This is a genomic window from Sphingobacterium hungaricum, assembly GCF_015210005.1.
GTDB lineage: Bacteria > Bacteroidota > Bacteroidia > Sphingobacteriales > Sphingobacteriaceae > Sphingobacterium > Sphingobacterium hungaricum.
The window spans coordinates 333,061-359,023 of the sequence record NZ_MU158698.1; the positions used below are offsets into that span (position 1 = coordinate 333,061).

Annotated in this window: 25 protein-coding genes; 5 read left to right on the forward strand and 20 right to left on the reverse strand. The window is 34.2% G+C overall.

Going from position 1 to position 25,963, the window contains the following annotated elements:
• Positions 1–2: 2 nt before the first annotated feature.
• The 7 genes from C4F49_RS04545 to C4F49_RS04575 form a co-directional block, all read right to left on the reverse strand.
• Positions 3–1,031 carry a nitroreductase family protein gene (locus C4F49_RS04545; protein ID WP_196934697.1) on the reverse strand — a complete coding sequence of 343 codons (1,029 nt, stop codon included), beginning with the start codon at positions 1,029–1,031 and terminating at the stop codon, positions 3–5.
• Between the two features lies 1 nt (position 1,032).
• The gene (locus C4F49_RS04550; protein WP_196934698.1) at positions 1,033–1,986 is read right to left on the reverse strand and encodes a glycosyltransferase family 2 protein; all 954 of its coding nucleotides are present in this window, start codon (positions 1,984–1,986) and stop codon (positions 1,033–1,035) included.
• On the reverse strand, positions 1,971–3,389 hold the full coding sequence (locus C4F49_RS04555; RefSeq protein ID WP_196934699.1) for an MATE family efflux transporter: 1,419 nt from the start codon (positions 3,387–3,389) through the stop codon (positions 1,971–1,973). The genes C4F49_RS04550 and C4F49_RS04555 overlap by 16 nt, the downstream gene beginning before the upstream one ends.
• 107 nt (positions 3,390–3,496) lie before the next feature.
• Complete coding sequence (locus tag C4F49_RS04560; RefSeq protein ID WP_196934700.1) at positions 3,497–4,456, reverse strand: NAD-dependent epimerase/dehydratase family protein; 960 nt, start codon at positions 4,454–4,456, stop codon at positions 3,497–3,499.
• 8 nt (positions 4,457–4,464) lie between these two features.
• The gene (locus C4F49_RS04565; RefSeq protein WP_196934701.1) at positions 4,465–5,592 is read right to left on the reverse strand and encodes an MraY family glycosyltransferase; all 1,128 of its coding nucleotides are present in this window, start codon (positions 5,590–5,592) and stop codon (positions 4,465–4,467) included.
• Between the two features lie 324 nt (positions 5,593–5,916).
• On the reverse strand, positions 5,917–6,858 hold the full coding sequence (locus C4F49_RS04570) for a DUF5106 domain-containing protein (RefSeq protein ID WP_196934702.1): 942 nt from the start codon (positions 6,856–6,858) through the stop codon (positions 5,917–5,919).
• Positions 6,859–6,862: 4 nt separating this feature from the next.
• The gene (locus C4F49_RS04575) at positions 6,863–7,285 is read right to left on the reverse strand and encodes a BT0820 family HAD-type phosphatase (protein ID WP_196934703.1); all 423 of its coding nucleotides are present in this window, start codon (positions 7,283–7,285) and stop codon (positions 6,863–6,865) included.
• Positions 7,286–7,535: 250 nt separating this feature from the next.
• Here C4F49_RS04575 and C4F49_RS04580 point away from each other — a divergent pair, with 250 nt between their 5' ends.
• The 3 genes from C4F49_RS04580 to C4F49_RS04590 all read left to right on the forward strand — a co-directional run bounded on the left by C4F49_RS04580 (position 7,536) and on the right by C4F49_RS04590 (position 10,054).
• The gene (locus C4F49_RS04580) at positions 7,536–8,258 is read left to right on the forward strand and encodes a 3-ketoacyl-ACP reductase (RefSeq protein ID WP_196934704.1); all 723 of its coding nucleotides are present in this window, start codon (positions 7,536–7,538) and stop codon (positions 8,256–8,258) included.
• 155 nt (positions 8,259–8,413) lie between these two features.
• The gene (locus C4F49_RS04585) at positions 8,414–8,596 is read left to right on the forward strand and encodes a hypothetical protein (protein ID WP_196934705.1); all 183 of its coding nucleotides are present in this window, start codon (positions 8,414–8,416) and stop codon (positions 8,594–8,596) included.
• A gap of 240 nt (positions 8,597–8,836) precedes the next feature.
• Entirely contained in the window at positions 8,837–10,054 is a 1,218-nt protein-coding gene (locus C4F49_RS04590) for an enolase C-terminal domain-like protein (RefSeq protein WP_196934706.1), read from the forward strand.
• Positions 10,055–10,156: 102 nt separating this feature from the next.
• On the opposite strand, the gene C4F49_RS04595 is transcribed toward C4F49_RS04590, so the two are convergent.
• On the reverse strand, positions 10,157–10,621 hold the full coding sequence (locus tag C4F49_RS04595) for a hypothetical protein (protein ID WP_196934707.1): 465 nt from the start codon (positions 10,619–10,621) through the stop codon (positions 10,157–10,159).
• Positions 10,622–11,112: 491 nt separating this feature from the next.
• On the opposite strand from C4F49_RS04595, the gene C4F49_RS04600 reads away from it, so the two are divergent.
• Positions 11,113–11,403: a hypothetical protein gene (locus C4F49_RS04600; protein WP_196934708.1), complete on the forward strand. Its 291-nt coding sequence runs from the start codon at positions 11,113–11,115 to the stop codon at positions 11,401–11,403.
• A gap of 149 nt (positions 11,404–11,552) precedes the next feature.
• On the opposite strand, the gene C4F49_RS04605 is transcribed toward C4F49_RS04600, so the two are convergent.
• The 12 genes from C4F49_RS04605 to pyrE form a co-directional block, all read right to left on the reverse strand.
• Positions 11,553–12,218 (reverse strand): hypothetical protein, encoded by a 666-nt coding sequence (locus C4F49_RS04605; protein ID WP_196934709.1) that lies wholly within the window; start codon positions 12,216–12,218, stop codon positions 11,553–11,555.
• Between the two features lie 492 nt (positions 12,219–12,710).
• Entirely contained in the window at positions 12,711–13,364 is a 654-nt protein-coding gene (locus tag C4F49_RS04610) for a hypothetical protein (protein WP_196934710.1), read from the reverse strand.
• A 333-nt stretch (positions 13,365–13,697) separates the two neighbouring features.
• Positions 13,698–14,111 (reverse strand): hypothetical protein, encoded by a 414-nt coding sequence (locus C4F49_RS04615; protein ID WP_196934711.1) that lies wholly within the window; start codon positions 14,109–14,111, stop codon positions 13,698–13,700.
• The gene (locus tag C4F49_RS04620; RefSeq protein ID WP_196934712.1) at positions 14,112–14,324 is read right to left on the reverse strand and encodes a hypothetical protein; all 213 of its coding nucleotides are present in this window, start codon (positions 14,322–14,324) and stop codon (positions 14,112–14,114) included.
• A 693-nt stretch (positions 14,325–15,017) separates the two neighbouring features.
• Complete coding sequence (locus tag C4F49_RS04625) at positions 15,018–16,994, reverse strand: hypothetical protein (protein WP_196934713.1); 1,977 nt, start codon at positions 16,992–16,994, stop codon at positions 15,018–15,020.
• Between the two features lie 16 nt (positions 16,995–17,010).
• A complete protein-coding gene (locus tag C4F49_RS04630) occupies positions 17,011–17,196 on the reverse strand; it encodes a hypothetical protein (protein ID WP_196934714.1) in 186 nt (61 codons plus the stop codon).
• A 1,155-nt stretch (positions 17,197–18,351) separates the two neighbouring features.
• Entirely contained in the window at positions 18,352–20,298 is a 1,947-nt protein-coding gene (locus tag C4F49_RS04635) for a fimbrillin family protein (RefSeq protein WP_196934715.1), read from the reverse strand.
• A 51-nt stretch (positions 20,299–20,349) separates the two neighbouring features.
• Positions 20,350–20,535 carry a hypothetical protein gene (locus C4F49_RS04640; RefSeq protein ID WP_196934716.1) on the reverse strand — a complete coding sequence of 62 codons (186 nt, stop codon included), beginning with the start codon at positions 20,533–20,535 and terminating at the stop codon, positions 20,350–20,352.
• Between the two features lie 862 nt (positions 20,536–21,397).
• Positions 21,398–23,266, reverse strand: a complete 1,869-nt coding sequence (locus C4F49_RS04645; protein ID WP_196934717.1) for a hypothetical protein — start codon at positions 23,264–23,266, stop codon at positions 21,398–21,400.
• Positions 23,267–23,311: 45 nt separating this feature from the next.
• Entirely contained in the window at positions 23,312–23,494 is a 183-nt protein-coding gene (locus C4F49_RS04650; RefSeq protein ID WP_196934718.1) for a hypothetical protein, read from the reverse strand.
• Between the two features lie 756 nt (positions 23,495–24,250).
• The gene (locus C4F49_RS04655) at positions 24,251–24,649 is read right to left on the reverse strand and encodes an SRPBCC family protein (protein WP_196934719.1); all 399 of its coding nucleotides are present in this window, start codon (positions 24,647–24,649) and stop codon (positions 24,251–24,253) included.
• Positions 24,650–24,660: 11 nt separating this feature from the next.
• The gene (pyrE, locus tag C4F49_RS04660) at positions 24,661–25,311 is read right to left on the reverse strand and encodes an orotate phosphoribosyltransferase (RefSeq protein ID WP_196934720.1); all 651 of its coding nucleotides are present in this window, start codon (positions 25,309–25,311) and stop codon (positions 24,661–24,663) included.
• Between the two features lie 22 nt (positions 25,312–25,333).
• Here pyrE and C4F49_RS04665 point away from each other — a divergent pair, with 22 nt between their 5' ends.
• Positions 25,334–25,918 carry an NUDIX hydrolase gene (locus C4F49_RS04665; RefSeq protein ID WP_231388207.1) on the forward strand — a complete coding sequence of 195 codons (585 nt, stop codon included), beginning with the start codon at positions 25,334–25,336 and terminating at the stop codon, positions 25,916–25,918.
• The last annotated feature ends 45 nt before the right edge of the window (positions 25,919–25,963 follow it).

A 25,963-nucleotide genomic window follows, 5' to 3' on the forward strand; every position in this document is an offset into this window, starting at 1 on the left:
TCCTAATCAAGTACAATAAAATTCTCATCGATGGTTCTTCTCAAGGATAAGGTAGTCTTAAATTCTGGATCGACTACACCAATCGGCAAAATACAGATTATCTTTTCAGATTTAGGGAGACTGATGACATCCTGAATTGGAGATTCCTCTTTAATTGTCTTCCCCCAGTTTGCGGGACAATTACCGATTTGATAGTAGTGCAAAGCATACAATAAATTCATTAAAAAAAGTCCTCCATCTATAAATAATTGATTTCTTTCTCCTACGGTATAATAATAATTCCTGTCATTCGTCAATATGAGTAATTGAGAAACATGTTCTGTATATCCAGAGAATCCTGCTTGAATTTCTAAAATTTTATCTATCTTTTTCTTATCCTCTATTAAATAAACATTACTTGCTTGCCTATTACAAACTGAAGGGGCGGAATTCGCCAAAACCATAGCCCTTCTTAAGCGATCAACATCGATTTTTTCTCCCGTAAAATTCCTAACACTTTTTCGTGAAAAAGCAAATTTTTCAAAATCAGATTTTACATCTTTATAAAAAGTTTCTTTATCGAATTCAATAACACCGGTAAAGGCCGTTGAATACGATGCGTCCAAAACTGATTTGTAAAAGTTATATTGCTCTATGGTATATACGTTATCGATGTTATAATTGAGTTTCTGGTGAACTTCGTAATATTGACACATAACTTGATATCCAACTCGTATCTGAGATCTATCAATATTATTAACAATTTCGGGATCTTTTAAAATCTTATGCAAATTCTTAATTCTATATTCACCAAATCCTTTTTTCGTGTCTTTAAAAAGTAAGCCTTTCTCTAGCGAATGGTAATTTAATATTAGATTGGCTTCTTTATTTTTAATACCGTTATTATTGAATGCTACTGCAAATTCTCTATATAATTTAGCATCTTCTTTGTAATTCCTAAATAATAGCCTTTGCAATAGATAAGATTTTACTCCATCAATTTCTAAGACAGGCCTTAATATTTTTCTTATTAAATTCTTAATCTTTTCCATATTAGTTTTTATTATCTCGGCTTAATGTAATTCTTAAATTTCCAAAAATCTGTTTGAAAAATAATTTTAAAACATGAACAGATAACAATCGTTCTGAAATTGCATATTTAACACCTTCGCTAAACTCGTTATTACCGATCAAAATAGATACTATAGAAATATCTTTTCTCTTTTCTAGCAAGATCAACTGTCGGTCTGTAATTACTAAATTATATGTCTTAATCAGAAGAAGCTTTAAATCAAAAATGTCTTTTAATCTTTGAATTGACACTTTAAAATTTATTTTTTTGTGTGAATGAGAATTTTCCCTAACAAGATAGTACACCATCTCTTTACAAATGGTAACTGTTTTCGTGTTATAAAATATAGGCAGATAAAGTTGAAAGTTTTGACCAACCTTATTATTGATTATTTTGTTGTCTAAAACCCTTTCAATTATGGAAGAATTGAAGAAATAGCAAATTGGAGAAAACCAAAAATTAGTTTCAAAAAGACAATCGTAAAAGATTTTCTCGCCGTCAATCTTCTCGACAATATTGTTATTTAAAATCAGTCCATCTTCATTTATATGTATCGGATAACATCTGACTGAATCAACCATCTCTTCTTCGATACAACCAACAAAAGTAGATATTGCATTTTCATCCTTATAGTAATCGTCGCTATCTGGCCATGTTATGTAATCACCTTCATACTCAGAAAGTCCTAAATTAATTGCGGCTGATTGTCCCTGATTTTCTTGATAAAAATAACGCAGAGAATATCCCTTCAAATCAAATTTACGGAAGTAATCGGCCGTATCTAAGAACATTTTAAGATTATCTTTTGAACCGTCATCTACAACAAGAACTTCGATTCTAGGATAATCTTGCATTAAGATAGAATCCAATAAATTAGAAATGAATCCCGTACTATTATAACACGGAGTTACAATCGAAACTAACTTTTTCTCCACAAACTTTGAATTTTATCAATTAATACTTTTTTAATATTTTTTTCAATTATTAGATACCATGCAAACAATGACATTATAACTACCGATATGATTGCAATAGAAAAAAACTCAACATATTGGTTTGTAAAATATTTCTTAATTGAACTTAAAAACCAAAAATTTGTAATTGACAATACAATCACTGGTATAACTGATTTCAAATAAAAATTTGAAATATTAAATTTTGCTATTTCAGATTTTAGATAGATAGCATTAAAAACACCCCCCAAAACTACTAGAATAACATTGACAATATAAGGGAATGCAGGACTATAACCATTTCTAAATCCATAAAATGTTATCGGGATAACAAGTAAATAAATAGTTCCATTAATAAGGCTAGATTTTTTTATTTTTCCAGTTGCATGAATGCCCATTAATATACACTGAGATACATTCGCTGCAATAACAAATAACAGAAACCAGCTTACAAATGAGCTAGTGTGCGCTGGCAACACCCCTAACCAGAATTTCAAAATAAAGTCCATTTCGACTAAAAGCGGTATTATAATAATACATAATAGTAAAGTAGAATATTTAGTCGTTTTGTTTATTAAGGTCAACATAGCACTTTCATCACCTGATGCAAAAGATTTAATTACCTGAGGTTTTGAAGCAAACAAGATATTAGAAGAAAACTGATTAACTATATTCTGAACTTGATTCGCAATCCCGATCGCGGCATTGATACCTACACCAAAAAACATATTTTGCACCAATGCTATCCCAGAAGTTCTTGCCGTTACAGACAAATTGCCATATAAGTCCCAAGATGAATATGAGAACAGACTTTTCAAACCTTTATCAAACTTAAATTTTAAGTCCACATGTTTAAAATTTCGTTTTACAAAAATTAAAAAAATAAGACTCAAAATAATGTTAACAATAATTAATAGATAAGAATACAATAGTACATTTTCAATTGGAAAATTGTGAAATTTTAAAAATAGCACCGCTCCAAAATTTATTAAGGTGCCAACTATTGTAATCACCGCATACGCTTTCATTTTTTCATAAGCAATAATAATTGCGTGAAAGGGTGTGAAAAGCAACAAAAAAAACAGATTGACTATTGAAAGGTGAAATACTAATATTGATAAATCTAGCTTACCCTCAGGAACATTTAATTTATTAATTAACCACCACAATCCCACAGATTCACATAAAAGGACTACGAAAATTGCTATTAATAAGCTCGACGTCAAGCATTGAGTAAACGTTTTATTTACCTCAATATCATTTTTCAATCCGATACTGAATGACAAAAATCTTGAATTGGCAGAGATAATACTATTTGAAACAAAAGAAAACGATGCAACTAATCCTCCGACAAGATTATAGATACCAAAATCTTCTATTCCCAATGTCTGCAATATCAATCTAGACGTGTAGAAACTAATACACATTGTGAAAAGCATTCTAGCGTATAGAAATAATGAATTTTTTGCTATAGTCGTGTTCGAAGACATTTCTATTTTCTAAATTCCGTTTTCAACATCCTCCTCAAACCTTCTTCAATAGCAAAGGGTGGTACGAATCCGGAATTCATGGCTTTAGTCGAATCAAATTGTGTTTCAGCACAAAATTTTTTAACACGAACTGAACTAATATTTAATTTTTTACGAGTAATAAATGCTAAAAGATCAAACCCATATCCTCCCAACATACCTAATGCATAAGGAATATGTACTGTTGGTATCTTTTTATCTAACACTTTTCCCGTATGATAAACAAGATCATTTGTAGTAAAATCTGGCTTATCGACATAATTATAGATATTATATCCTTCGACCTTCTCTACTAACAAAAATTCTATGAAAGCGATAATATTTCCAATATAAGACATGGACTTTTTATTATTCCCTTTTCCTATCATTAAAAATCTGCCAGACGCTATTTGATTGAGTAAATTATATACATTTCCTCTATTTCCTTCACCAAAAATCACGGTAGGTCGTACGATATTTATGTTCCAATCAAGATGATCTTTGTACCACTCTTGAAGAACTTGCTCAGCCTGCCATTTACTTTTTCCATAATGATTAAACGGATCTGCGGGAAATGATTCATCAGGATTATTCTTATCCAACCCATATATTGCGACCGAACTTGTAAAAATGATTCGACTGACATTATTAACCTCCATAGCTTCTAATGTATTTCTCATCCCTTGGACATTCACGTCATAATATAAAGATGTCGGGCTGACATCGTCCTTATGCTCAGCAGCCAACAGAATAACTATATCAGCAGAAGCAAGCTCACTTTGCAAAATTGATTTATCTAATACATCTCCTAACTTAGTAATAGCCGAAAATTCAAGACTTTCGTTTTTATCTATATTCAAAAGGTGATGATCCGAATTTCTACTTAAAAGATTTATTAATTGAGTTCCAACAAAACCCGATCCCCCTATAATTACAATTTTCATCTTAAACTTTATTGGTTAGCCATACTCAATTTTCGTATACGTTGCGTATTTTTTCTTTCAATCGCATTGAATACGTAATGAAAAACAATCCATAATACAATATCCAATAATACAACAATATTATTACTAATCAATTGAACCATAATCATATTGAATACACAAAAGAAAAACGCTAATAACAATATAGATATCATTGCATTTCGATGAGACATTCCTGTTCTAAGAAACTTATGATGCAAATGATTACGATCGGGTTTAAATATTGGTTTTCCTAAACGATACCTAACTGACATTACACGCGCAACATCTAAAATAGGAACAATTAATGTCGAAAATGCAACAACGATAGCACCTTCTGAAAACGGTTTAATATAATGATTATTCATCGCAAAGCTAATGGCTAAGAATGCCATCGAGTAGCCTAGAGTCATACTTCCAGTGTCTCCCATGAAAATTTGACGCTTTCTTTTATAAGTGCCAAAAACATTAAAATAGAAAAATGGAAATAAAACGCCAGCTGTAATAAATGCAAATAAAGCATGTACCCAGGCTCCATAGTATATAAACAAAGAGCCTAAAAATAGACAACCTACACCGACCAAACCCGCACAAAGACCATCTAATCCATCCATTAGATTAATGGCATTAATAATCAAAACTATAACAAAGATGGTGAGTGGCATACCTACCCACGGAGAAAGTGACGTTATAAATAATAGCCCGTACAAATCGTTAATCCAAAGTCCAGAGAGCGGAAAAAAACTTGCGACCAAAACTTGAGTTAGAAATTTCCATTTGTAATCTACTCCTACCAAATCATCGCCTATACCTACAATAAATAATATCATTAACCCACAAAGAAGCATCATCAATGTCGGCAAAAAAGCCCAAGAATCAACGTCAAGCTGAACGATATTTAATTTAAATATAACAACCAAAGAAGTCACAAAAATACAGAATTGAATGGGAGCGAAAGCTACACCACCTAACCTAGGAATAACTCGTTGATGTATCTTTCTTGAGTTTACCGGATCAAACAACCGCTTTTTGTAACTAACCAGTAGAATAAATGGTATCATTATCCTACCGAGTAAAATCGCAAATAAAAAAGGAATGAGAATAACCAAGAACTCCATAGTGTAAATTGATATTGCTGTAAAAATATTTTATTGTTGATAACGGTTTTAATAAATCGATGTAGACAACAAAAATATTAAGTTCAGATAATTAGTGTAATAATTTAAAATTTCTGCAAAGATACATTATAATCATTGAGTTAAATCAGTATCAAAACTAATCTTTAAAGAATTGTAGAAGTTAAACCACACTATCGCTTAATTAAACACTTGGTTAATTAAGCTAAATAAATTAACCTCTAACAGATATTGCTTCAACCTTTCGAAGAAAAAATAATTCTCAATATTCAAATTTAGCTATTTTTTCAAAATTTTGTCTAAATATTATATTAAGTTGCTGTTAAGATAATCAATTATCTCATCCAAATAAACATCCTTTAGAACAATGTTTTTATCTTGATCTAAAATATAAATCGTTGGTGAGGCTTTTAAATCGTACAAATCCTTATTCAAGATTGATGCGTTATCATTGAACGCATTAACCCAGTTCGAAGGAATAGACGATTGATAATCTTTCCAAATGCTTTGGTCTCCCAGAGCATATACTGCAAGGATCTTTAATTTATTTTGTTTGATCAAATCATTCAAAAGTCCCAAATTATTCATTTCCGCAATTGAACGTTCACAGCTCGAACAGCCTGGTTCGTAGAAAAATAGCAAAGTAGGAACTGAGGATGAGTTCCACAAGGTTTCCTTTTTCCCAGAAGGCAGTGTGTATGAAAAATTTGTGGCTTTTGAGCCTGGTCTATTTTTGCGAACCATTTCTAAAATCACTCCTTGTTTGATTTTTTCAGTTTCGTCTAATAGAGAAGATTGCGTATAAAACTGTAAAACAGGCTCATAAAACAATTCATTCCGCATCGGTGAGTTTGGATCAAACAAATACCTCTCCAACTGGGTTTTAAAATAAAAAAATGAGGTTTCATTCGCTTCTGACTTTGTCAATAAATTTGTAATGCTTGTTGACGCAACATCAAAAGGAACTTGATTTAACAAGTTAATAAAATTGACAAGTTCTTGTTCGGTAATATCTGGATTATTCAGTGTCAGCGTATCCTGGAAATCAAAATTATCCCAATAATGTGTTAGCAAATATGCTTTCTTATCCTCCTCATTTGTCAGATTTTCAGGAATTGTGGGTAAAGTAAAGGCCTTTGCGGTATTCGCTTCTTGATTTGTAGAGGCAGATTGTTTTTTATCATTTTGACAGGAAAACAATACACAAAAAATAAACAGGTTTAGTAGAACTAATCGAATTTTCATCATAGGTTTAGAAAAATTTACGCCAACCTTTTTTAGTTTCTTGTTGGACTTCAAGATCATTAAGTTTAAAGTCTCTAAACAGATCCACACCCTTGCGCCTAGCTCGCACAGCTTGATAGACCACGCCCCAATCTGGCAATCCACCGACATTTCGATCATCGATAAATAAATCAGCAGTCAATTTTCGAGCAGCTTTTTCTCTAGATTCTTCAGGAAAATTAGCATTGTGGGCAAAAAAAACAATCCCAAATTTAGCACAGTATTTTATAGCTTCCTCTAGCAATTCTCCTTCCCTAACCGTCCACAAAATCAATCGGTGTCCATCTTCTTGCAGTTTTTTTAATGTATCTAGAGCGAAAGGTATTGGTTTTCCAATTTGAGGATATTTATGTTCAACAATGGTTCCATCAAAATCAACTGCTATAATCATCCTTGTTTAATCTATAAAGGTTTCTGTGTTCTACAAATGTAAATAACTTACAGCGACATAGCAAATTGGAATACACCCAATTTTGAGCTACACCATTCTAAAAAAATGAATCGTGGAATGACCAAAATCATGGATAAAACTAGTAACAAGAAGATTAGTTTGTTCTGAATGTCAAATTCGATTTTTTAAAAGCTTTCGGCTTGCGATATGTTATAAATATGATGAATTTTGAACTCAAATAAATTTCAGCATGCAATCATTAAAAGGAAAAACAGCAATAATTACGGGTGCCGGCAAAGGATTGGGCAAGGCCATGGCTTTGGCTTTAGCTGCCGAAGGAGTTCAATTAGGTTTGGTAGCAAGAACAAAGTCGGATTTAGAAAATCTATCTTCCGAAATAATCTCTTTGTATCCAGAACTTAAGATTTCTTATGCAACAGCTGATGTAAGCGATTATCAGCAAGTACAAACAGCCATAAAAACGCTATCAGAAGACTTGCAAAGCATTGATATTTTAATCAATAATGCAGGAATTCTTAAAATGGGTGGAATCTTGGATCTATCCATCGAAGAATGGGAAAGCGTGTTTAAAATAAATGTTTTTGGAACGTATTACGTTACTCGCGAAGTGTTGCCACATTTATTAAATCAAGGAAAAGGCGATATCATTAACATCGCATCAACGTCTGGATTGAAAGGCGCGAACAAAATGGGCGCTTACGGTGCTTCTAAAGCAGCGGTCATCAATTTTACGGAAAGCTTGATGCAAGAAGTACGTAAATCAAATATCCGTGTGACGACCGTCAATCCAAGTACCATTGCTACAGAAATGACCTTGAACGCTAATTTCACAGACGGGAATGCCGAGAAAGTATTACAGCCAGAAGATTTAGCTTACCTAATTGTTGCTAATCTTAAGTTGCCGCAGCGCGCATTCGTCAAAGAGATTGGGCTTTGGTCGACTAACCCATAGTCCTTTGATCTATTAAAAAACTCAAAATGCGGAAATAATGTCAACGATTATTTCCGCATTTTTTTAGTTGACTTTCTTTACTAAGTCTGTCGCAAAATAGTTCGAAAGACACAAATAGATCACTATCAAATTTTGCTTTGATAAAAAATATATGAATGCTTTCAACCTATGCTACACAAATTCAAATGTGTGCAGCCCGGTTGGATCCGACAGGTATCAATAAATTTACATTTGGAGCAGATGGTTCTAAAACCTTAGAAGTTAACTATTTTATGGTTCAAAGTGGTGCCGACAGAGCATCATTTACAGAAAAATGGACTTTTGTAAAAGCCCGTTAAAATAGGTTTTAATTGCGAATACATTTGGGAGTCTCCGTTTTAGAGGCTCCCATTTTTTTGTTTCACACAGTTAGCTTCATGATATATTGTATTGATTAAACGTTTTAGTAATGCTTAATATTCAGTGTCAAGCTATAAACCTTTATCCTTTTTTATATATATTTAAGTTTTAGAACCCATTTTATAAACAAATTTTGATCTCTTTGACCAGTCAATAGAGTCAACCTTAAGAACCATTGTATGAAAAGAAGAAACTTTTTACAAGCATTAAATGTTGGTATTGCATCTGCTGCACTTTTAGACACGAAATTATATGGAATGCCCCTGGACAGGCTCTATGTACCTACTTTGGACGATAAAGAATTGGGCTACCATACCATTCAATCCATTAAATTTTCAAATGTACGACTTCAATATCCTCGCTTAGTGGGTAAAAATGCCCGTCTTGATTTACATGGCTATGGCCCTCGGGTAGAAATCTGCGTCATCCAAACTGATAAGGGAGCAAAAGGTTGGGCATCATTGAGGGGATCACGAAGAGAAGCTGAAGAAGTAGCGAAAGATTTAATAGGAAAAAAAGTGTCTGACGTATTTCAGGTATCCGTCGGAACCATCAATAACAGGCATATTCCGTATGATATGGCCTTACATGATCTTGCAGGCGTTATCCTAAATAAACCAGTTTACGCGCTGTTGGGAAAAGAAACACCTGAAATTGTCGATTGTTACAGTGGCATGATTTATTTTGATGATTTAGAGCCTGCTCAGAATCCGAGCGGCATTGATAAAATTCTAGAAGAATGCCGATTTGATTATGAGATGGGCTATAGGCAATTTAAACTTAAAATCGGAAGAGGAAATCGCTGGATGTCTTTTAAAGAAGGCATGCAACGAGACATTGACGTTACAAAAAAGGTTGCGCAAGCATTTCCTGATTGTGATGTGTTAGTCGATGGAAACAATGGATTCTCTGTAGAAGAGTTCATTGTCTACATGAAAGGGATTTCGGGAGTTAACTTATTCTGGATCGAAGAACCCTTCCACGAAACAATTGTCGATTACGAAAAACTTGGTGGCTGGTTAAAAAGTGAAGGAATTAAGACGTTATTGGCAGATGGAGAAGCAGACCCAGATCAAGATTTTCTAAAAAAATTAATTGAACGAAAATTGATTGATATTCATTTAACGGATATAGAAGGTTTAGGATTTACCAATTGGAGGAAACTAATGCCTGAATTAAAAATGCTAGGCGCACAAGCATCGCCACATGCATGGGGTTCGTTGCTTAAAACACATTACACTGCGCATCTGACTGGAGGTCTAGGAAATACCATTACGATCGAAGGTGTATCCAGCACGTCGGATGATGTTGATTTATCAGGCTATAAATTGGAGAAAGGCAAACTAGTTCCGCCGGCTACTCCCGGATTCGGAATGCCTTTGTTAATTTCGGTATAACGGACTAATAATCTTCATTAAACAAATAAGGCAACAAACGATCTATTTGTTGCCTTATTTGTTTAGTTGCTTTTCCTAATGGTTGCTTTTCGGAAGAGCTATTTAATTCGAATACGTTTTATGCAGATTGACTTGTACTCGCACAAGTTTTACTTCTTGAAAATACTCATCGCTGACCCTTACCGTCATTTTCGCTTCATTATCTCCCTTAAATAAAAACTCAGCCTCAGGAGAACCTTCAAAATACCAATTCGAAGCTAATTTAAATTTTAAAAATCCATTGGTAAATCGGTATTTATCATACCAGCGTACATAATTAGGAGAAACGCCATCATCTCTCAGTTTCGCGAAATGCAAACTCCCATCTTCTACAAATTGATAAATATCTGTCGTATATTTTTTCTCAGCTGCTTTTCCGTTTTTTGAGATATCTACATAAGATACGGATTGCCATGCCCCTACTATATTTCCGTCCTTAAAGTATCCGCTCTCCTTATCTTCGACCCATTCTTTATTAAATCCAGGCTCCGAAAACAAAGAGATAAATAGATTAATTAATTTTTTCATCCAGTTCAATTATTTAGCGTATTTCGTTAAATTATATATTGGTAACTTATTTTATAAATGATCAGGTTTTACTTTTTTTCTAAGGAATCATTTCAAAAAAATTAAAGTAACTCAGGGTTGGTATAAAATAACAATAGTTCACAATTTTATAATATATAGCAAAATGCAGACCAAGATTTATTTCAACTCTGGGTAAAACCAATTTTGTAATAAAACGTCGACAATGTAATGAAGAAATTCAGGTTGAAAAAAAATTGCGATCATGATTTATGGAACAAACTAACAGCTATTTAAGTTATACTTAATAAAACTAAACCAACAGTATATCAACAGAATATATTTGTAGCTTATCAAAAAAATCAGTCTAAAAACGTTGTAGATTTAAACTTCCATTTGTAATTTTATACTAAACAGATAAATGGCGATCTTCTCGCCTACATCTACCAAAAGTTCGAGTTTATTTTTTGTGTATATAAAGAATACAATTTGCTATGAAAAACGATAGAATACAGATTACTTATAGACTCGTTATGGAATGGTTTGAAGTCGGCATATCTTCCGCCTATGTCTTGTTGCATGAGTTCAAGAATAAAGCTAGAGTACGGCAAGATAAAAAACTTTATATCCAAGATCTTGCTCGTGCATTAGGAATTTCTACTCTGGAACTAATGAAAATCATTAAATATAAAAACCGATTAACAAGATTAAACAGCTTAATGGTCAAGCAGAAAATCGTCAATCCAAAGAAAATCAGAAGAAAGTTTATCTACACTGAGATTTAATACATGTATGAACGCAAGGTATTCGTCCATAGTATAACACTCAAGATGGGTGAATTAAACGTAAAAAGGATAGTAATCCAGAGATTATTATCCTTTTTACAATTTTATATTCTTATTACCTAATTGATAATCAATACCAGATAGAGGGATTAATTAAATGTGTATTTAAGTCCGATAGTTGAATTGAACATCCCTTCGAATTTTCTGCCACCGTATTCTCCATCCATTCCATCGCCTACAAGATTACCACGGACATCGATAACAATATTAAAGTTATCATTGATTCTAAAATCATTCGAAGCTCCCAAATTAAAGCTCAAACGAGTTGCCTTTGGTTCGTCTACAACAGACATTACTCCGATTCCAGCGTATGGGATAAATGAATAAAAACGATCCGCTTGATAACTGTAAAAGTAATTCATGATGTTAAACATTACGTCGGCATGAACTTTATAATAGTTAAATTCTTGCTTGTACAACTGATCCTGCGCATCATACAACTCTCCAGTACTGTGCACATCATGCCCCGCAAGCGCTTGCGTCAATCCTTTAACTTTATAACCATCAGCACTAATACGAGCACCAATATCAGGAGTAAACCAGTTTCCTACATATAACTGATACCCAGTCGATATACGATCTTGCAAATCAGCCTGTCGGTCATGATCACCGAAATAAACTTGAGGTCCAACTCCAGCTCCAATAAACCAATTGCTAAAGGGACCGTCGTTAAATTTAAATCTGTAAGCCGATTGAGCATTTGCTTGACCAACAATAATAGATAAGGCTATGAAAATTTTTAGTAGGCTTCTCATTTTATAAAATAAAATTTCAAATTAATAATTACACTTAGTTGTTAATAATGATTTAATAATCACCTTGTTGTAATCAAAATCACTCAGCAAAAATACGATAATATTTTAAGTATCCTGTAATTATTTTAACCTATTAATTTTATTTGTAGTTCATCTATTACAAATATAACTCGATAAAATCGGCTTCTATCTAGCATTAGCGCAATTTATGCTAAATTCAAAACTTAAATCAATCTATTGCCCAACTTATTTTGTTAAAGCATTATTTCCAATTTAGCTGATAGAAATCAGAAAATGAAGGTATTGAAAACGCATTTCACAAAACTCAATTAACATATGCCAAAAATTTAATTGTGCTTGCTAGTAACCAAGTATATTGGATATTTCGTGATTATTTAAGGTAAAGCTTAAAATAAAAGGTTTGTAAATATCGATAGCATCTATTTACTATTCGATATTAATGATCAAAAATTACGGGTTATTCGTTAAAAATTAAAAAGCGTATTTTAGCCCAGCAGCCGTGACTAACAATCCTTCCGATTTACGGCCGCCCAACTCGCCATCAAAACCATCTCCTACAATATTGCCACGTATATCGATGGTAAAGTCTAACTTCCTGGTAAGTTTAAACGAATTGAAGAATCCAAGGTTAAAGCTTATTTTATTGGATGTTGGTTCCTGCACAGCAGACATCAAACCAACTCCGACATAAGGGATAAAGGAATAAATCCGATCCACATCATAGCTGTAAAAGTAGTTCATAATATTAAACATTACGTCAGCATGCGCGTAGAAGTAGTTAATTTTTTGCCTACTTAACTCGTTAGCCGCATCATAGGCCTCACCTGTAGAGTGGGCCCCATTTTGTGTCAATCCATTGATTTTATAGCCGTTAAAGCCTATACGAGCTCCAATATCTGGTGTAAACCAATTTCCTACATAGAACTCATAACCCGCTGTAATCCGCTTTCCGAAATCTAATTTTTTATCGTGGTCACCGAAAAACACCTGTGGTCCAGCTCCAGCGCCAATAAACCAATTACTGAATGATCCATCGCCACTAAAGCGATTGCCATAAGCAGACTGTGCGACCGCATAATGAGCTGCCATTACCAAGATGAGAAGTGTTAATAATAAATTTTTCATAGTTAATTAATTAGCTTGTAAATAGATGGTTAAGGTTTTATGTTGATAATATGCAAGGTACATAAAAATTCAACAACAAACTACTCCAATTGATTAAAAACTAGAATTTTACATAAAATAGAGCGACTTTTTGTTGAGCAATCTTAAATATTCTACAAAAAAGACAAATTTGAAGATCGTTTTATTCTATAGATTTTTTTTGAAAAAAGAACAAAGAAAAACCTCATTTATTATATAAAAGAGGCTTGATAAAAATGGACGAAAAAAATAAACCAATTCAATGATTATTGAGCTTGAATAGCATCGTTTTAAAATTATACCATTTTGAGCGCATTAATCGTTCCTTTTAATAACTTTAATAATGGGTTGCGTGCTTGAAATTTTAAATTTAGATCCTGTTGCAATCAATTGAAAGCTAGCTTCTGCTCCTTCTACAAGACCAGACACCTCAAATCTGCAGCGCGTTGAGTTGAATGTCACTTTAAGTTTATAAGGATCAGTCACAACAGTTTTATAAACAACCTCTAACATATAATTTGTTGCACCAACCAATTTATCGCAATTTACAGCTACAACCCCTTCTTTTGTTGTGTTTTTCACGGTAAAATTCTCAGGATCATCCAAGTGATTAATTGGCTTTTTCTCCGTCACCGTAAATCCCGAAGACAGCATAAGCTCGAGAACACCTTTGCAAATCCCCTTAACTTTGACTCCCAAATTGGACACCTCCCCAACCACAGCACTCATTTACGTATCTCGATTAGTACGGTCTTGCCTTGTTCCTGAAAATGCAACTACGATCAGATTCTCGAGAATGTCATTCATTGATTTAATTTTTGCGACCTGTTCAGATAAGTCTTTGAACGTGTCATTTCCAGTCATTTTTTGAATAATTTCTTTGATCTTGAGAATGAATTCCGCATCCGTAAGATCTCCATAATAAGTTACCAAGTAATACATGGTTATATAGTTTACAATTTCTCCTTATATAAGGATTACTATAAATTTAAACAAGTGTATAGATAATGTAAAATACATCTTTTAATAAAATTAATTTAAGACAAAATGTATGAAAAAATCAGCTGAATTTAATATAAAAGCAAATGACTATCAGCAATTAAAAAAACAAAAATGCTATAATTAACCTAAAAATACGGTTTGATAATTGAAACTAAAACCTGTTATCGATGTATTTAAATTTCGCTGTTACAATAGCTTTTTTATCATGGCTAAACAATTAAAACAACTTATAAAAAAACTAAATTGATGGAAAATTCCCGCATTAAACCGATAACTAAATTTTTATAAATCAAAAGAAAATCTTTCCTTCGAATTCCTATAGATATCGTCAATAATGCTGCACCCGAATGGCAAGTTTAATGACTAAAAGATTATTTAAAAAAATAGAAATGCAAAAGTTTTATATCAAATTTCTAACTTTCAAGTCTAAAGTTAGAACTTTCAAGTTAGATTTAGAACTTACTAAGTTCGTTATAGGTTACTGGCATGATCCAATAAATAGCATAGGTACAAAATCTATATATAAATTTATTAGCTTATTCTATTCTGCCAATATATTGTATATCAATGATGGTCCACTATAAATAGCAAAACCCGCTTGAGCGGGTCTTACTAATTTCATTATTTGTTAAGTTATTGAACTTCTTTTAACCATTTTTCGATCAAATTCATCATAATTACCGAATTCGCGACTTTGGTACTTGCCCAAACACTATTTCCAAAAGAACTTATTATTGGCCTTTTGTTCGCATCGAGTAAAAATGGATACGAGGTGTTTCCTACCGATTGAGATGCTTGCGTCCAACCTGGGTTATACACTGTAAATCCTCCATCGGAAAGCCAATAAAAATTGCTCGTTTTTGATTTGAAAAAAACAATATTATCTGTAAAGTCTGCATCTCTTCCTAACACATCAATCATAGAAAGATTAGCATTTAATAATGAATGCCCAGCATTAGCATCATCATAGATATTTTGATTAGCTCCAATACCGAATGAGCCATTTAAAATTGTATTATTTGTTGCGTTACCCAATCTCCAATACACATCATTTGCTCCACCATTCGAAAGAATACCGTTACTTTTGCTTCCAGTTGAATGGGTATCGGAACCCGAATAAAAACTCACTAGCGACTTTTCTCCCGGACTATCTTCCAAGTTTTCACCATAATACAAAACTCGACCTCCAGCAGCAACAAATCCTCTAATAGCCGTCACATCACTAGTCGTTGGACGGTAATCATAGCTAACTAAGAGAAGTTTATAACCCGCTGAATTTAGATCATCTAAACCACCTGAACCTACATCCCTACTTGTCACACTCCAATCATCGTAGCTAGTCGTTATGACTTTGCCGTTAGGGCCAAAATTATTTTGATTAAACATGGCCGCATATAAACCCGAATTTGCATGTCCAGTTCTTACACCTACGGCTTTCTTAGACTCTGCTTCCGAGAATATTTTATAATAAGCATATACTCCAACTTCCAGTATTTTAAGCTTTTTAATATCTATTTTAGGTTTTAATTCGATCTTGGCTGTATAATTATACCCTTCGCTAGTTTGGACTGGCGTAAATGTAAAGGTTCTGTTCGTAAATCCTGTCAAGCCTGCCGTAGTATTAATAGCGAGACCTATAATATTAACATCCATACTAGGAATAGATGTTGCCGGAGCTGTATAATAATATGCCCTTCTAACCGACGCATTAATTTCTTTGAAATCTATTGTCGTTGTTGAAAGAGTACTTGGAGCAGAAGCAAATCCTCCAGTCTTCAAGTCTAATGCGCCCCCTCTAAAATAATTAGCTGAACCTAATCTCCCACTTAAAGCCGTAAATGTTCCTGGATACGTAGAAGCATTGATCTCAATTGTAATCCGGTGAAGCTTGTGCGCAAAAGTTATCTTCACGGGAACAGTAACATCCTGGCCATCTCCTTCAACGCCAGGAATAACACCCGTAAAACCGGCAGCGTGAATCAAGTCCCGTTGATCGGAAGCAATTTTTCCATTAGTTGGCTCTTGAGGTTCATTGTTATCATTAAATGAATAGGCTATCCAGTAATAACTCTTGCCCTTTTCGACAGGAATACTTAATGGCGAGCCGGCTACTCCTATTGTAGAGGAAATAGCTGCAGAAGTTCCAGTTGCGTCAGGATACAGTATCACTCGATATTTCACGTCTTTTACTAAAGGACTCTTTGTAGCGACAGGATTGATGTTATTTAAATTTCCTACGCCCACAGCGCTTAATTTAGACGCTGTAGAACCGTTAGAATTGGCTCCATGATCTTTTCCCATGGAAACTTCAGCATAAAAGTCACCAAAATCAACAATAGTCGGCTTTACATTCTCTGTAACCGGACTTAGATTAGAACGGATAGATGTACTTGCATTCTTATCAAGAGATCCATCAATCTGTTCTTCAATCCCATCAATAGTTATAGCTAATTTTGTACCTGTGTCTGCAGGATTGACATTTATTTCATTTTTACAACTTACAAGTAAAATCGATATAAATAGAACAGGCAAAACAATATTGAAGCTAAAGCTTTCTTTAACTCGATTCAACATAGTTACATATATTCGGTGATGATGTTTAATTTTCATATTATAGCACAATGATTTAAAAATAAGTTTGTTGGGTACCAGGGTTACTACTTTCTTTCCAGTCTTCAACGTCTGGGTAATTTGCATCAGTTCCTTCAATAGTAATCTTAGCACCCGATCCTGTAGCTATCCCCTCCTCCATCTCTAGATAGAATACTTCTATTTTGGGAGCGATATACTCTAATAATTTTTTTCCATTCATGATTTTTACTTTTATTCGTTTTTAGTGGTTGTCTATTATCCATCATATAAGTCCCTATTATTTATAAGTGATATACTTAAAAAATAGGTTTCGAACAATGAGATTACTAAAGGAAAACAGCCTCCCTAATAATTTTCTGTGAATTGATTTGTCTATTGTTTATCGTATAATAATTTGCTTATAACTCGTTCAAATTTTCTTTAACGAATATATTTTTACAAAATTAATTAACTTTAACGATACGAAGCAATAGCGTCAACCTACTATTTATAAGCTATTTAATTCTTGTAGAACAATTACTACACATCACTATGCTAGCATATTTACAACACAATAAAATGAAATATAAACATTTGAATATAAGTAGTTTGAATAATTTTTAAATAAAAATGTTAAAACATATTTTCGCATAAAATCGGATAGAACGTCAATTTTAGTAGGTGAGAAAGGCTAGCCAAATTTGTTGTAGACGTTTGATAGACGCGGTCAAAAGTTAACTAAAAAGATAAAGCAGCTTTAATCTATTAGAAAAGGGTTTTTTGTCATTTCGCCAAAAAGCATTTTTTTATGTCTTACAAATTGTAATCGATTTCTAAGAGGATTCGAGCACGTAATAAACACATATCCTATGGATAATGGAAAGACTTGTATTACGAGACAAGGAGCAAATTCTTCCGATAATAGGTCAGAAAATGACGAATAATTTTGGCGTCAACAAAAATTGCCTGTAGCACAGGCTAATGTAGACTAACATAAAATTAAGAGGAAATATAATATATACTTGTAAAAGATGCTACTCAAAACCTGATTTAATTCTTTAAAGAAGTTTCCTAGAAATATATGTGTATCAAAAGAACTTATTGATTTTTCCTAAAGACGAATCAATAAGGTTGTAGACCAACTATTTTGCAAGTATTGCCTATCAAATTTGTGTACAATCATTCTGACTGATAAAAAAAATCCAATGAATTATTCGAATAACACTATTGTAATCACATCTTTTTGTTAAATAATGTCGGCTTCTTGATTCAAGTCAGTGTAAATATTTTAGTGCGCAGATTTCCTCCCGCTTCTTTCAATATTCATCCAAATATATCCGTGTAATAATAAAGCCCACCAAGGGCGGGCTTTAATTACATAAGTCAACTTAATTGGTTATTGAACTTCTTTTAACCACTTTTCGATCAAATTCATGATAATTACCGAATTCGCGACTTTGGTACTCGCCCAAACGCTATTTCCAAAAGAACTAAGCATTGGGCTTTTATTTGCGTCCAATAAAAATGGATAAGATATGTTGCCCACAGATTGCGACGCTTGCGTCCAAGCAGGATTATATACTGTAAACCCTCCATCTCCAATCCAGTAAAAATTACTGGTCTTCGATTTAAAGAAGACGACATTACCTGCAAAATCAGCATCTGTTGCCAACACATCGATCTTAGACAGGTCGGCTCCTACCAGGGAATGACCTGCGTTTGCATCATCATAAACAGTTTGATTGGCCCCGGCACCAAATGAACCATTCAAAATCGTGTTACTTGTTGCGTTCCCTAGTCGCCAATATACATCATTTGCTCCGCCATTCGAAAGGACTCCATTGGTTTTACTACCTGTAGAATGAGTATCTGAACCTGAATAAAACTTAACTAGCTGTTTTTCCCCTGGACTATCTTCCAAGTTTTCGCCGTAATACAAAACTCGACCTCCAGCAGAAACAAATGTCTTTATCGCCGCTACATCAGCATCTGTCGGGCGGTAGTCATAGCTGACCAACAAAAGCTTATAGCCAGCTGAATTTAAGTCGTCTAATCCACCTGAACCTACATCCCTACTTGTAACATTCCAATCGTTATAACTAGTTGTAATCAGCTTACCGGAAGAGCCAAAATTCTTTTGATTATACATAGCGGCATACAATCCTGAATTAGCATGTCCAACAGCTGTACCGGGAGTCTTTTTAGATTCAGCCTCAGATAATATTTTATAATAAGAGACCGTACCAACCTCTAATATTTTAAGCTTCTTGATATCTATTGTAGGCTTTAGCTCAATTTTCGCAGTATAGTTATAACCCTCGCTTGTTTGGACTGGTGTAAATGAAAAAGTTCTGTTAGTAAAGCCCTTAAGCCCTGCCGAGGTATTAACAACCAGAGCCCCGATAGTGACATTCATACTTGGAATGGATGTGATAGGTGCAGTATAATAGTACGCCCTTCTTACTGAATTGTTAATAACTTTAAAATCTATTGTTGTTGTCGAAAGGGAGCTTGGAGCTGGAGAGAATGCTCCAGTTTTTAAATCTAATGTCCCACCTCTAAAATAATTAGCCGAACCTAAAGTTCCAGTTAAAGTTTGGAATGTTCCAGGATATGTTGAAGCATTGACCTCGATGGTGATGCGGTGAAGCTTGTGAGCGAAGGTAATCTTTACAGGCACCGTAATATCCTGCCCATCACCTTCAACACCAGGAATAACACCCGTGAACCCAGTTGCGTGAATCAAGTCCCTTTGATCGGAATTGATCTTCCCGCTGCTAGGTTCCTGAGGATCATTATTATCGTTAAATGAATATGCTACCCAATAGTAATTTTTACCTTTTTCAACAGGAATACTTAATGGCGATCCGGCTATTCCTATTGTGGAAGAAATAGCGGCAGAGGTTCCCGATGCATCGGGATAAAGTATAATACGATATTTGACATCCTTTAATAAAGGACTCTTCGTGGCAACAGGATTGATATTTTTTAAATTTCCTACACCTACAGCGCTTAAATTAGTACGTGGTGAACTAGTTAACTTGACCCCGTTATCCTGTTGCATGGATACTTCAGCATAAAAATCACCGAAACTAACCACAGTCGGCCTTTCAGCATCATCCACATCCGAATAGCTAATCTTCGACTTTATAGCTGTACTTGCGTTCTTATCAAAAGATCCTTCAATCTGCTCTTCAATCCCATCAATAGTAATAGCCAATTTTGTACCTGTATCAGTAGGATTGACATCTATTTCATTTTTACAACTTACAAACAAAATCGAAATAAGTAGAACGGATAAAACAACTTTAAAGGTAAAACTTTCTTTAACTCGATTCAACATAGTTAAATATATCTGTTTAGTATGTTTAATATTCATATATAGTACAGTAGTTTAAAAATAAGTTTGTTGAGTACCAGTACTAGAACTTTCTTTCCAGTCTTCAAGGTCTGGGTAATTTGCGTCAGTCCCTTCAATAGTAATCTTAGCACTTGATCCTGTAGCTATCCCCTCCTCCATTTCAAGATAGAGTACTTCAATTTTTGGAGCGACATACGCTAATAATTTTTGGTGATTCATGATTTTAATCTTATTTGCTTTAAGTTGATGTTCGTTTATAGTAGCCGATTCTTAATGTGCTATCACATACCTAATAGTGAGCTTCAATTGACATACATAGTCCAATCAAACCTTGTACACTATTCCCCGATATCATGTGTTTTTTTAAGTTTAGTTATCAAATGATTGCTTTTCAACAATGCTGTGCAAAAATAATTAACTTAAAAGATACTTGTCAAGGGATAAATAACCTATTTTGATTCATTTAAATATTTGTAGTTATATAGCTACAAAATGTTTCAAATAAACAACTCAAACCGAGAATAATATAAATTCAACAAACTAATTATCAGTAATTTAAATAAAAATAGCTAATACTTAGTAAATTTCATTTTTTCTTTAAAAAGAGAATATACTATCGAATATACACTATTTAACATCGTCGTAGACGCATGGTAGACGTTGATAAAATTTAACTAAAAAGATAAATTGATATTGTTTTGATTTGAAATAGAAACCTGATGTTCATATTCGTAGTAGAAAGGTCAATTTGCAGAATTTAAATCGTGAATTGAACGTTTCCACGAGAAGAAAATCAAATCGATGCAATAAATTATTACTATAATTTCACAAACAATTTATAATTAGAAATGCCTATCCCTATCTGAAATAATAGACAATAATTCTAATCAAATTTTAGGGAATAGTCTTGTTTGTAATAAATCTTAACTAGCTAGAATCTACAAACACCAACATACGCTGACCTAAAAACCAACATTTATACGTTATTGCCTTCCTATAAAACTGCAATTCCTAAAGGAAAATCCTTTAGGAATTGAGGTTATTGAAGTGGATAATTATCGCTAATTAAAGCATCTCAAAATTACTGCGCATCCAATAATGCCTGTCCGATAATATTCATTAATACAGTAGAATTGGCAACAGATGTTGGAGTACCCGGCGTTGGTGTATACCAAGCTCCAATATAAGGCGCACCCGTCGATGTTAACAAAAATGGAAAAGAATTTGCCCCATTCGCAGACCCAGGAACGTTGTATGAAGAATTATAAACATCAAAGCCACCATCTCCAACCCAGTAAAACTTTCGGGTTTTTGATTTAAACATTGCGACCTGTGCCGCATTTGTAGAATTCGTTGCAAGCACATCTATTAAAGATAGATTAGGACTGGTAATCACAAATCCTGCACCAGCATCGTTACCAACTTGCTTACTTCTTGCATCACCAAACTTCCCATTTAAAACTGCATTCGTAGTTGTATTAGCTAACAAGCCCCAACTTGTATAAGATGTTGTGCCTGCATATGTGCTTAATAGAGAAGCTTCTCCAGCTGAACCAGGATTTTCAACCGCGTATATGACTGTCCCCCCATTATTTAGGAAGGTCGTAATCGCCGTCGCTTCAGCAGTTGTAAGAATATAAGCGTAACCGACGTATAAAAGTTTATAAGAACCTGTATTCAAATCAGTCAATTCACCAGCTACTCCCGGACGAGAAGTCAACGCCCAATCCGTGTTTAAGGTAGGTATGATGCCGGTCGGCCCAAAGTTGCTAGCACTCTTAAGAGCATGGTAAATTCCGGAGTAAGGATGGTCCATAATCGCATATGGCGCTGACCCTACTGATAATATTTTAAAGTTAACTGGGTTAGGCAGCGGCTTGAAATCTACTCTAGCCGTATAACTAGATGACTCACTATTCGCAATCATCGGCCAAGTAAAAGTCCTTGCAGTGGAAAACGACTTAGGGCCACCAGTCGTAGAAATCGTCATAGAATTAATCCGCACTTGAAAATTAGCCAGCGAAGTGACAGGCATGGTGTAATAGGTAGCTGTTTTTACAGCATTGTTCGTAACAGGATTGAAGGTAATTGCTGTACTTGGCATAACTGTATTAGTCGAGTTGGCCGTTAACCCTCCCGTTTTTAAATCAAGTGTCCCTGCTCTGAAATAGTTATTAGCTCCCAAATTTGCGGATATTGCTGTAATTATGCCAGGATAGTTAGCAGCGGTTACTTCTACTTTTATGCGTGAGAGTTTATGCCTTAATCTAATTTTTAGAGGTACTTTAATTTCCTGCCCATCCCCCACTGTGCCCGGGATAGTAATAGGTATACCCACAGCATGCAACAAATCACGTTGATCTGTAGGCAACAAACCATCCGAAGGAGTTCCAGGATCTGTATCATCATTAAAAGAATAGACAACCCAATAATAATTTTTACCTTTTTCTACAGGGATATTTAGTGCTGTTCCAGCCGTTCCTAGGGTTGAGGAAACAGGTACAGTAGAACTAGAGCTGTTATCGTATACCAAAACCCGATATTTGACTCCAGTGGTTAACGCGGTTACGGCCGCCTGCTTAGCGACGTTATTTAAATTTCCGGGCCTCACAGCACTTACCTTAGTTAACTCAGACTGATTATTACTATAAAAATCTTGCTGTAAAGATGTTACCGCATTGAATTCGCCGAAACTTTCGACAGAAGCTTCATCGGCCAATGCCATAGTTTGTTTCGAAAAGTGGGGATGAACAGAGGTGCTTGCATCCTTATCTATTGTGGCTTGACCTTCGTCTTCTATCCCTTCAATAGTAAGAACCAGTCGCGTTCCATCATCTATAATTTCATTTTGCATATTCTCTTTACAACTTGCAAAGAATAGGCATGAGAGTATAAAACTGCTAAAAATTCCAATTTTATACGCACGGATTTTTATGGCTTGTGTTGACATCGTTAGAGGGTGTGGGTTTAGGGTTATTTAAAATGCAGAAGCGGTCTACAAAAAGCTATTCTGGCTGCCAGTTTGTTCGGTCCAATCATCGACTTCGGGAGTGATTGCATTTGTATCACTTCCAACAGTTACAGTAGCACCAGAAGTAGCCGCAATGCTTTGTTCTAAATCTAACCAAGTCACGGTAATGGTAGGAGCAACGTACTCCAATAAACTTCTGCTATTCATTTTGTTTTAAGGTTGAGTATATTTCACATAGATTATTGCTGTTTGCAAACTTTAGCATATAAACTCCTGCGTTTTATTTGCTAGGAATCTGATTTAACAGACTGCCCATCAATGTAAATTGCTACAAACAGGTCTGTCTTACCAATATAAGGTTATGCATTTGCTAGTTTAGGTAGAATATTCTATCAAGGAGATGCCAATATTAATCAAGAGTCATCGTAAATATTTCCTAGCCTAAAACGCATTATTTTCCAGCTAGGACCATTAATAGCTTGGTCAATTTTCATTTGTACGGTAAGACAAATTAAAAACTTGGGTTTAGGAAGTCTTTTGATCTGAATAGTGTTAATAATTAATTATAGCTGTTAATAATTAATATCGACAATACATGTATTCCTAATACATATATTAAGCACAACAAACAAAAATTAACTCATTAGCTATATAAAACAAAAATAATAAAGGAAAACCTACATTTAAAAGAAAATATTGTAATTTAAATGTCATAATAATTTATTTATACTAAGTATATCAATTATTTTTATAATTATAAATACGAAAATTTAAATAAGTAAAGTATAAATACTTAAAATCAACAGAATTAAAACATAAATCAGTCCAGTCGACTAAAAAGGTCAATTTTAAAAATAAGTTTATGGAAGTGGTTAATAGCAAATTAAGCAAAATCAATTACACATCACAAAAAAAGCCTGCTCAATTAGTTTTGAGCAGGCCTTATATCTTTTAATTGGTTTATTATCCTAAAATTTCTTTCAGACGAGCAACTTGGTGATCCGCTAATTTCTGCAAAGGTCCAGCTGCCATCATTTTCATCATCATGTTCAATTGTGCTTCAATGACAAAGGTAGCTTTCGTCACTTCAGAACTCTCCTGCTGCGTTTTCCAGCGCAATGTGATTTCAAAAGGCGCTTCCTCCAAAGGCACACAAACGACTTCTTGATTCTCAATACGTTGACTGATCTTCAAAGAAAGCTTAGCCATATTCTTTATCGTAAAACGAGCCTCATCTTTGGTAGAAGACCAGTTATAGATGTTGTCAGGCATTAGTTGTTCATGATTATTTAAATCCTGCAAAAACTCATAAACCTCTTCAATCGGTTTATTCACGATGCAACTGTTCTGGATAATAGTCATAGGATTAGTTATTAAATTAATTCCGCATTCCAAGTAGACGGGTTTTTACGCCATTCTTCAAGCAGTTCAATATCAGATTCTAAAATATAGCTATTTTTAGCAGCTACATTGATTAATGCATTATAGTCGCACAGGCTAAACAAAGGACATTTAGCTTCTTCAAAATTTGCTGCCGCTTCGTCAAATCCATAAGTGAAGATAGAAACTAACCCAACCACATTACAATCATTCTCACGCAAAGCTTTCACCGCAGCTAAGCTACTTTTGCCCGTAGAAACTAAATCTTCAACAACCACGACACGTTGGCCTGAGTTAATCTCGCCCTCAATAAGATTTTGGCGACCATGATCTTTCGCACTGCTGCGAACGTAGGTAAAAGGTAATCCTAAATCTTGAGCGACTAAAACCCCCTGAGGTATACCTGCTGTTGCGACACCAGAAATCATTTCAACCGAACCAAATTCATTCTGGATCAATTGGGCTAGATTCTGCCTGATGTACGTACGGATCGATGGATGAGATAAAGTTATCCTGTTGTCACAATAAATTGGAGACTTCCATCCCGATGCCCAAGTAAAAGGGTTTTTAGGTTGCAATTTAATTGCTTTAATTTGCAGTAAGGATTCAGCAATTTTCTGTTCAACCTCATTTAATTTATTCATGGCACAAATTTATAAAATTTATATGAACCAATCTCTGCTAATTATTGCAGATTTTGCTCCTTCTGATTTAATTAATATTCAAACAATTGGATTACAAGATATTGACTTAGAAAAACTTTTCAACAATTCTGTAAACAACACGTTACCTGTAACTTATTTATATATTCATCCTCAGGCAGAAAAACATTTTAAAGATATTTTGATCAATACTAGGATCATTAAAGCTGCTGGCGGTCTTGTGAAAAATGGAGACGGGGATTACCTATTTATTTATCGCTTAGGCAAGTGGGATCTTCCAAAAGGAAAAGCCGAAGAAAATGAAAAAATGCGCGATGCTGCATTGCGAGAGGTGGAGGAAGAATGTGGCATTAAGGTAAATTATTTAGGAAAAAAAATCACGACGACCTATCACACGTATATGATGCGTGGCAAATTTGTGCTTAAACAAACAAACTGGTATGATATGGGCGTTAATAAATGTCCAAAATTAATCCCTCAACTGGAGGAAGACATCACTCAAGCAGAATGGATTGGCAAGTCGGAATTCCCAAAAGTAATGGAGAATTCCTATCCTTTGATTATAGACATTGTCAAGAGCATTAGATAGTGAATTAGTGCGTTGGAGTAAAAAAAGAAGCCCTGCTAACAACTA

What these genes read in the sequence shown, in the direction of transcription:
- C4F49_RS04545 (WP_196934697.1), bottom strand. Translation starts at nt 1,031, where the DNA reads ATGGAAAAGATTAAGAATTTAATAAGAAAAATATTAAGGCCTGTCTTA.
- C4F49_RS04560 (WP_196934700.1), bottom strand. Translation starts at nt 4,456, where the DNA reads ATGAAAATTGTAATTATAGGGGGATCGGGTTTTGTTGGAACTCAATTA.
- C4F49_RS04565 (WP_196934701.1), bottom strand. Translation starts at nt 5,592, where the DNA reads ATGGAGTTCTTGGTTATTCTCATTCCTTTTTTATTTGCGATTTTACTC.
- C4F49_RS04570 (WP_196934702.1), bottom strand. Translation starts at nt 6,858, where the DNA reads ATGATGAAAATTCGATTAGTTCTACTAAACCTGTTTATTTTTTGTGTA.
- C4F49_RS04575 (WP_196934703.1), bottom strand. Translation starts at nt 7,285, where the DNA reads ATGATTATAGCAGTTGATTTTGATGGAACCATTGTTGAACATAAATAT.
- C4F49_RS04580 (WP_196934704.1), top strand. Translation starts at nt 7,536, where the DNA reads ATGCAATCATTAAAAGGAAAAACAGCAATAATTACGGGTGCCGGCAAA.
- C4F49_RS04585 (WP_196934705.1), top strand. Translation starts at nt 8,414, where the DNA reads ATGCTTTCAACCTATGCTACACAAATTCAAATGTGTGCAGCCCGGTTG.
- C4F49_RS04590 (WP_196934706.1), top strand. Translation starts at nt 8,837, where the DNA reads ATGAAAAGAAGAAACTTTTTACAAGCATTAAATGTTGGTATTGCATCT.
- C4F49_RS04595 (WP_196934707.1), bottom strand. Translation starts at nt 10,621, where the DNA reads ATGAAAAAATTAATTAATCTATTTATCTCTTTGTTTTCGGAGCCTGGA.
- C4F49_RS04600 (WP_196934708.1), top strand. Translation starts at nt 11,113, where the DNA reads ATGAAAAACGATAGAATACAGATTACTTATAGACTCGTTATGGAATGG.
- C4F49_RS04605 (WP_196934709.1), bottom strand. Translation starts at nt 12,218, where the DNA reads ATGAGAAGCCTACTAAAAATTTTCATAGCCTTATCTATTATTGTTGGT.
- C4F49_RS04610 (WP_196934710.1), bottom strand. Translation starts at nt 13,364, where the DNA reads ATGAAAAATTTATTATTAACACTTCTCATCTTGGTAATGGCAGCTCAT.
- C4F49_RS04615 (WP_196934711.1), bottom strand. Translation starts at nt 14,111, where the DNA reads ATGAGTGCTGTGGTTGGGGAGGTGTCCAATTTGGGAGTCAAAGTTAAG.
- C4F49_RS04620 (WP_196934712.1), bottom strand. Translation starts at nt 14,324, where the DNA reads ATGTATTACTTGGTAACTTATTATGGAGATCTTACGGATGCGGAATTC.
- C4F49_RS04625 (WP_196934713.1), bottom strand. Translation starts at nt 16,994, where the DNA reads ATGAAAATTAAACATCATCACCGAATATATGTAACTATGTTGAATCGA.
- C4F49_RS04630 (WP_196934714.1), bottom strand. Translation starts at nt 17,196, where the DNA reads ATGAATGGAAAAAAATTATTAGAGTATATCGCTCCCAAAATAGAAGTA.
- C4F49_RS04635 (WP_196934715.1), bottom strand. Translation starts at nt 20,298, where the DNA reads ATGTTGAATCGAGTTAAAGAAAGTTTTACCTTTAAAGTTGTTTTATCC.
- C4F49_RS04640 (WP_196934716.1), bottom strand. Translation starts at nt 20,535, where the DNA reads ATGAATCACCAAAAATTATTAGCGTATGTCGCTCCAAAAATTGAAGTA.
- C4F49_RS04645 (WP_196934717.1), bottom strand. Translation starts at nt 23,266, where the DNA reads ATGTCAACACAAGCCATAAAAATCCGTGCGTATAAAATTGGAATTTTT.
- C4F49_RS04650 (WP_196934718.1), bottom strand. Translation starts at nt 23,494, where the DNA reads ATGAATAGCAGAAGTTTATTGGAGTACGTTGCTCCTACCATTACCGTG.
- C4F49_RS04655 (WP_196934719.1), bottom strand. Translation starts at nt 24,649, where the DNA reads ATGACTATTATCCAGAACAGTTGCATCGTGAATAAACCGATTGAAGAG.
- pyrE (WP_196934720.1), bottom strand. Translation starts at nt 25,311, where the DNA reads ATGAATAAATTAAATGAGGTTGAACAGAAAATTGCTGAATCCTTACTG.
- C4F49_RS04665 (WP_231388207.1), top strand. Translation starts at nt 25,334, where the DNA reads ATGAACCAATCTCTGCTAATTATTGCAGATTTTGCTCCTTCTGATTTA.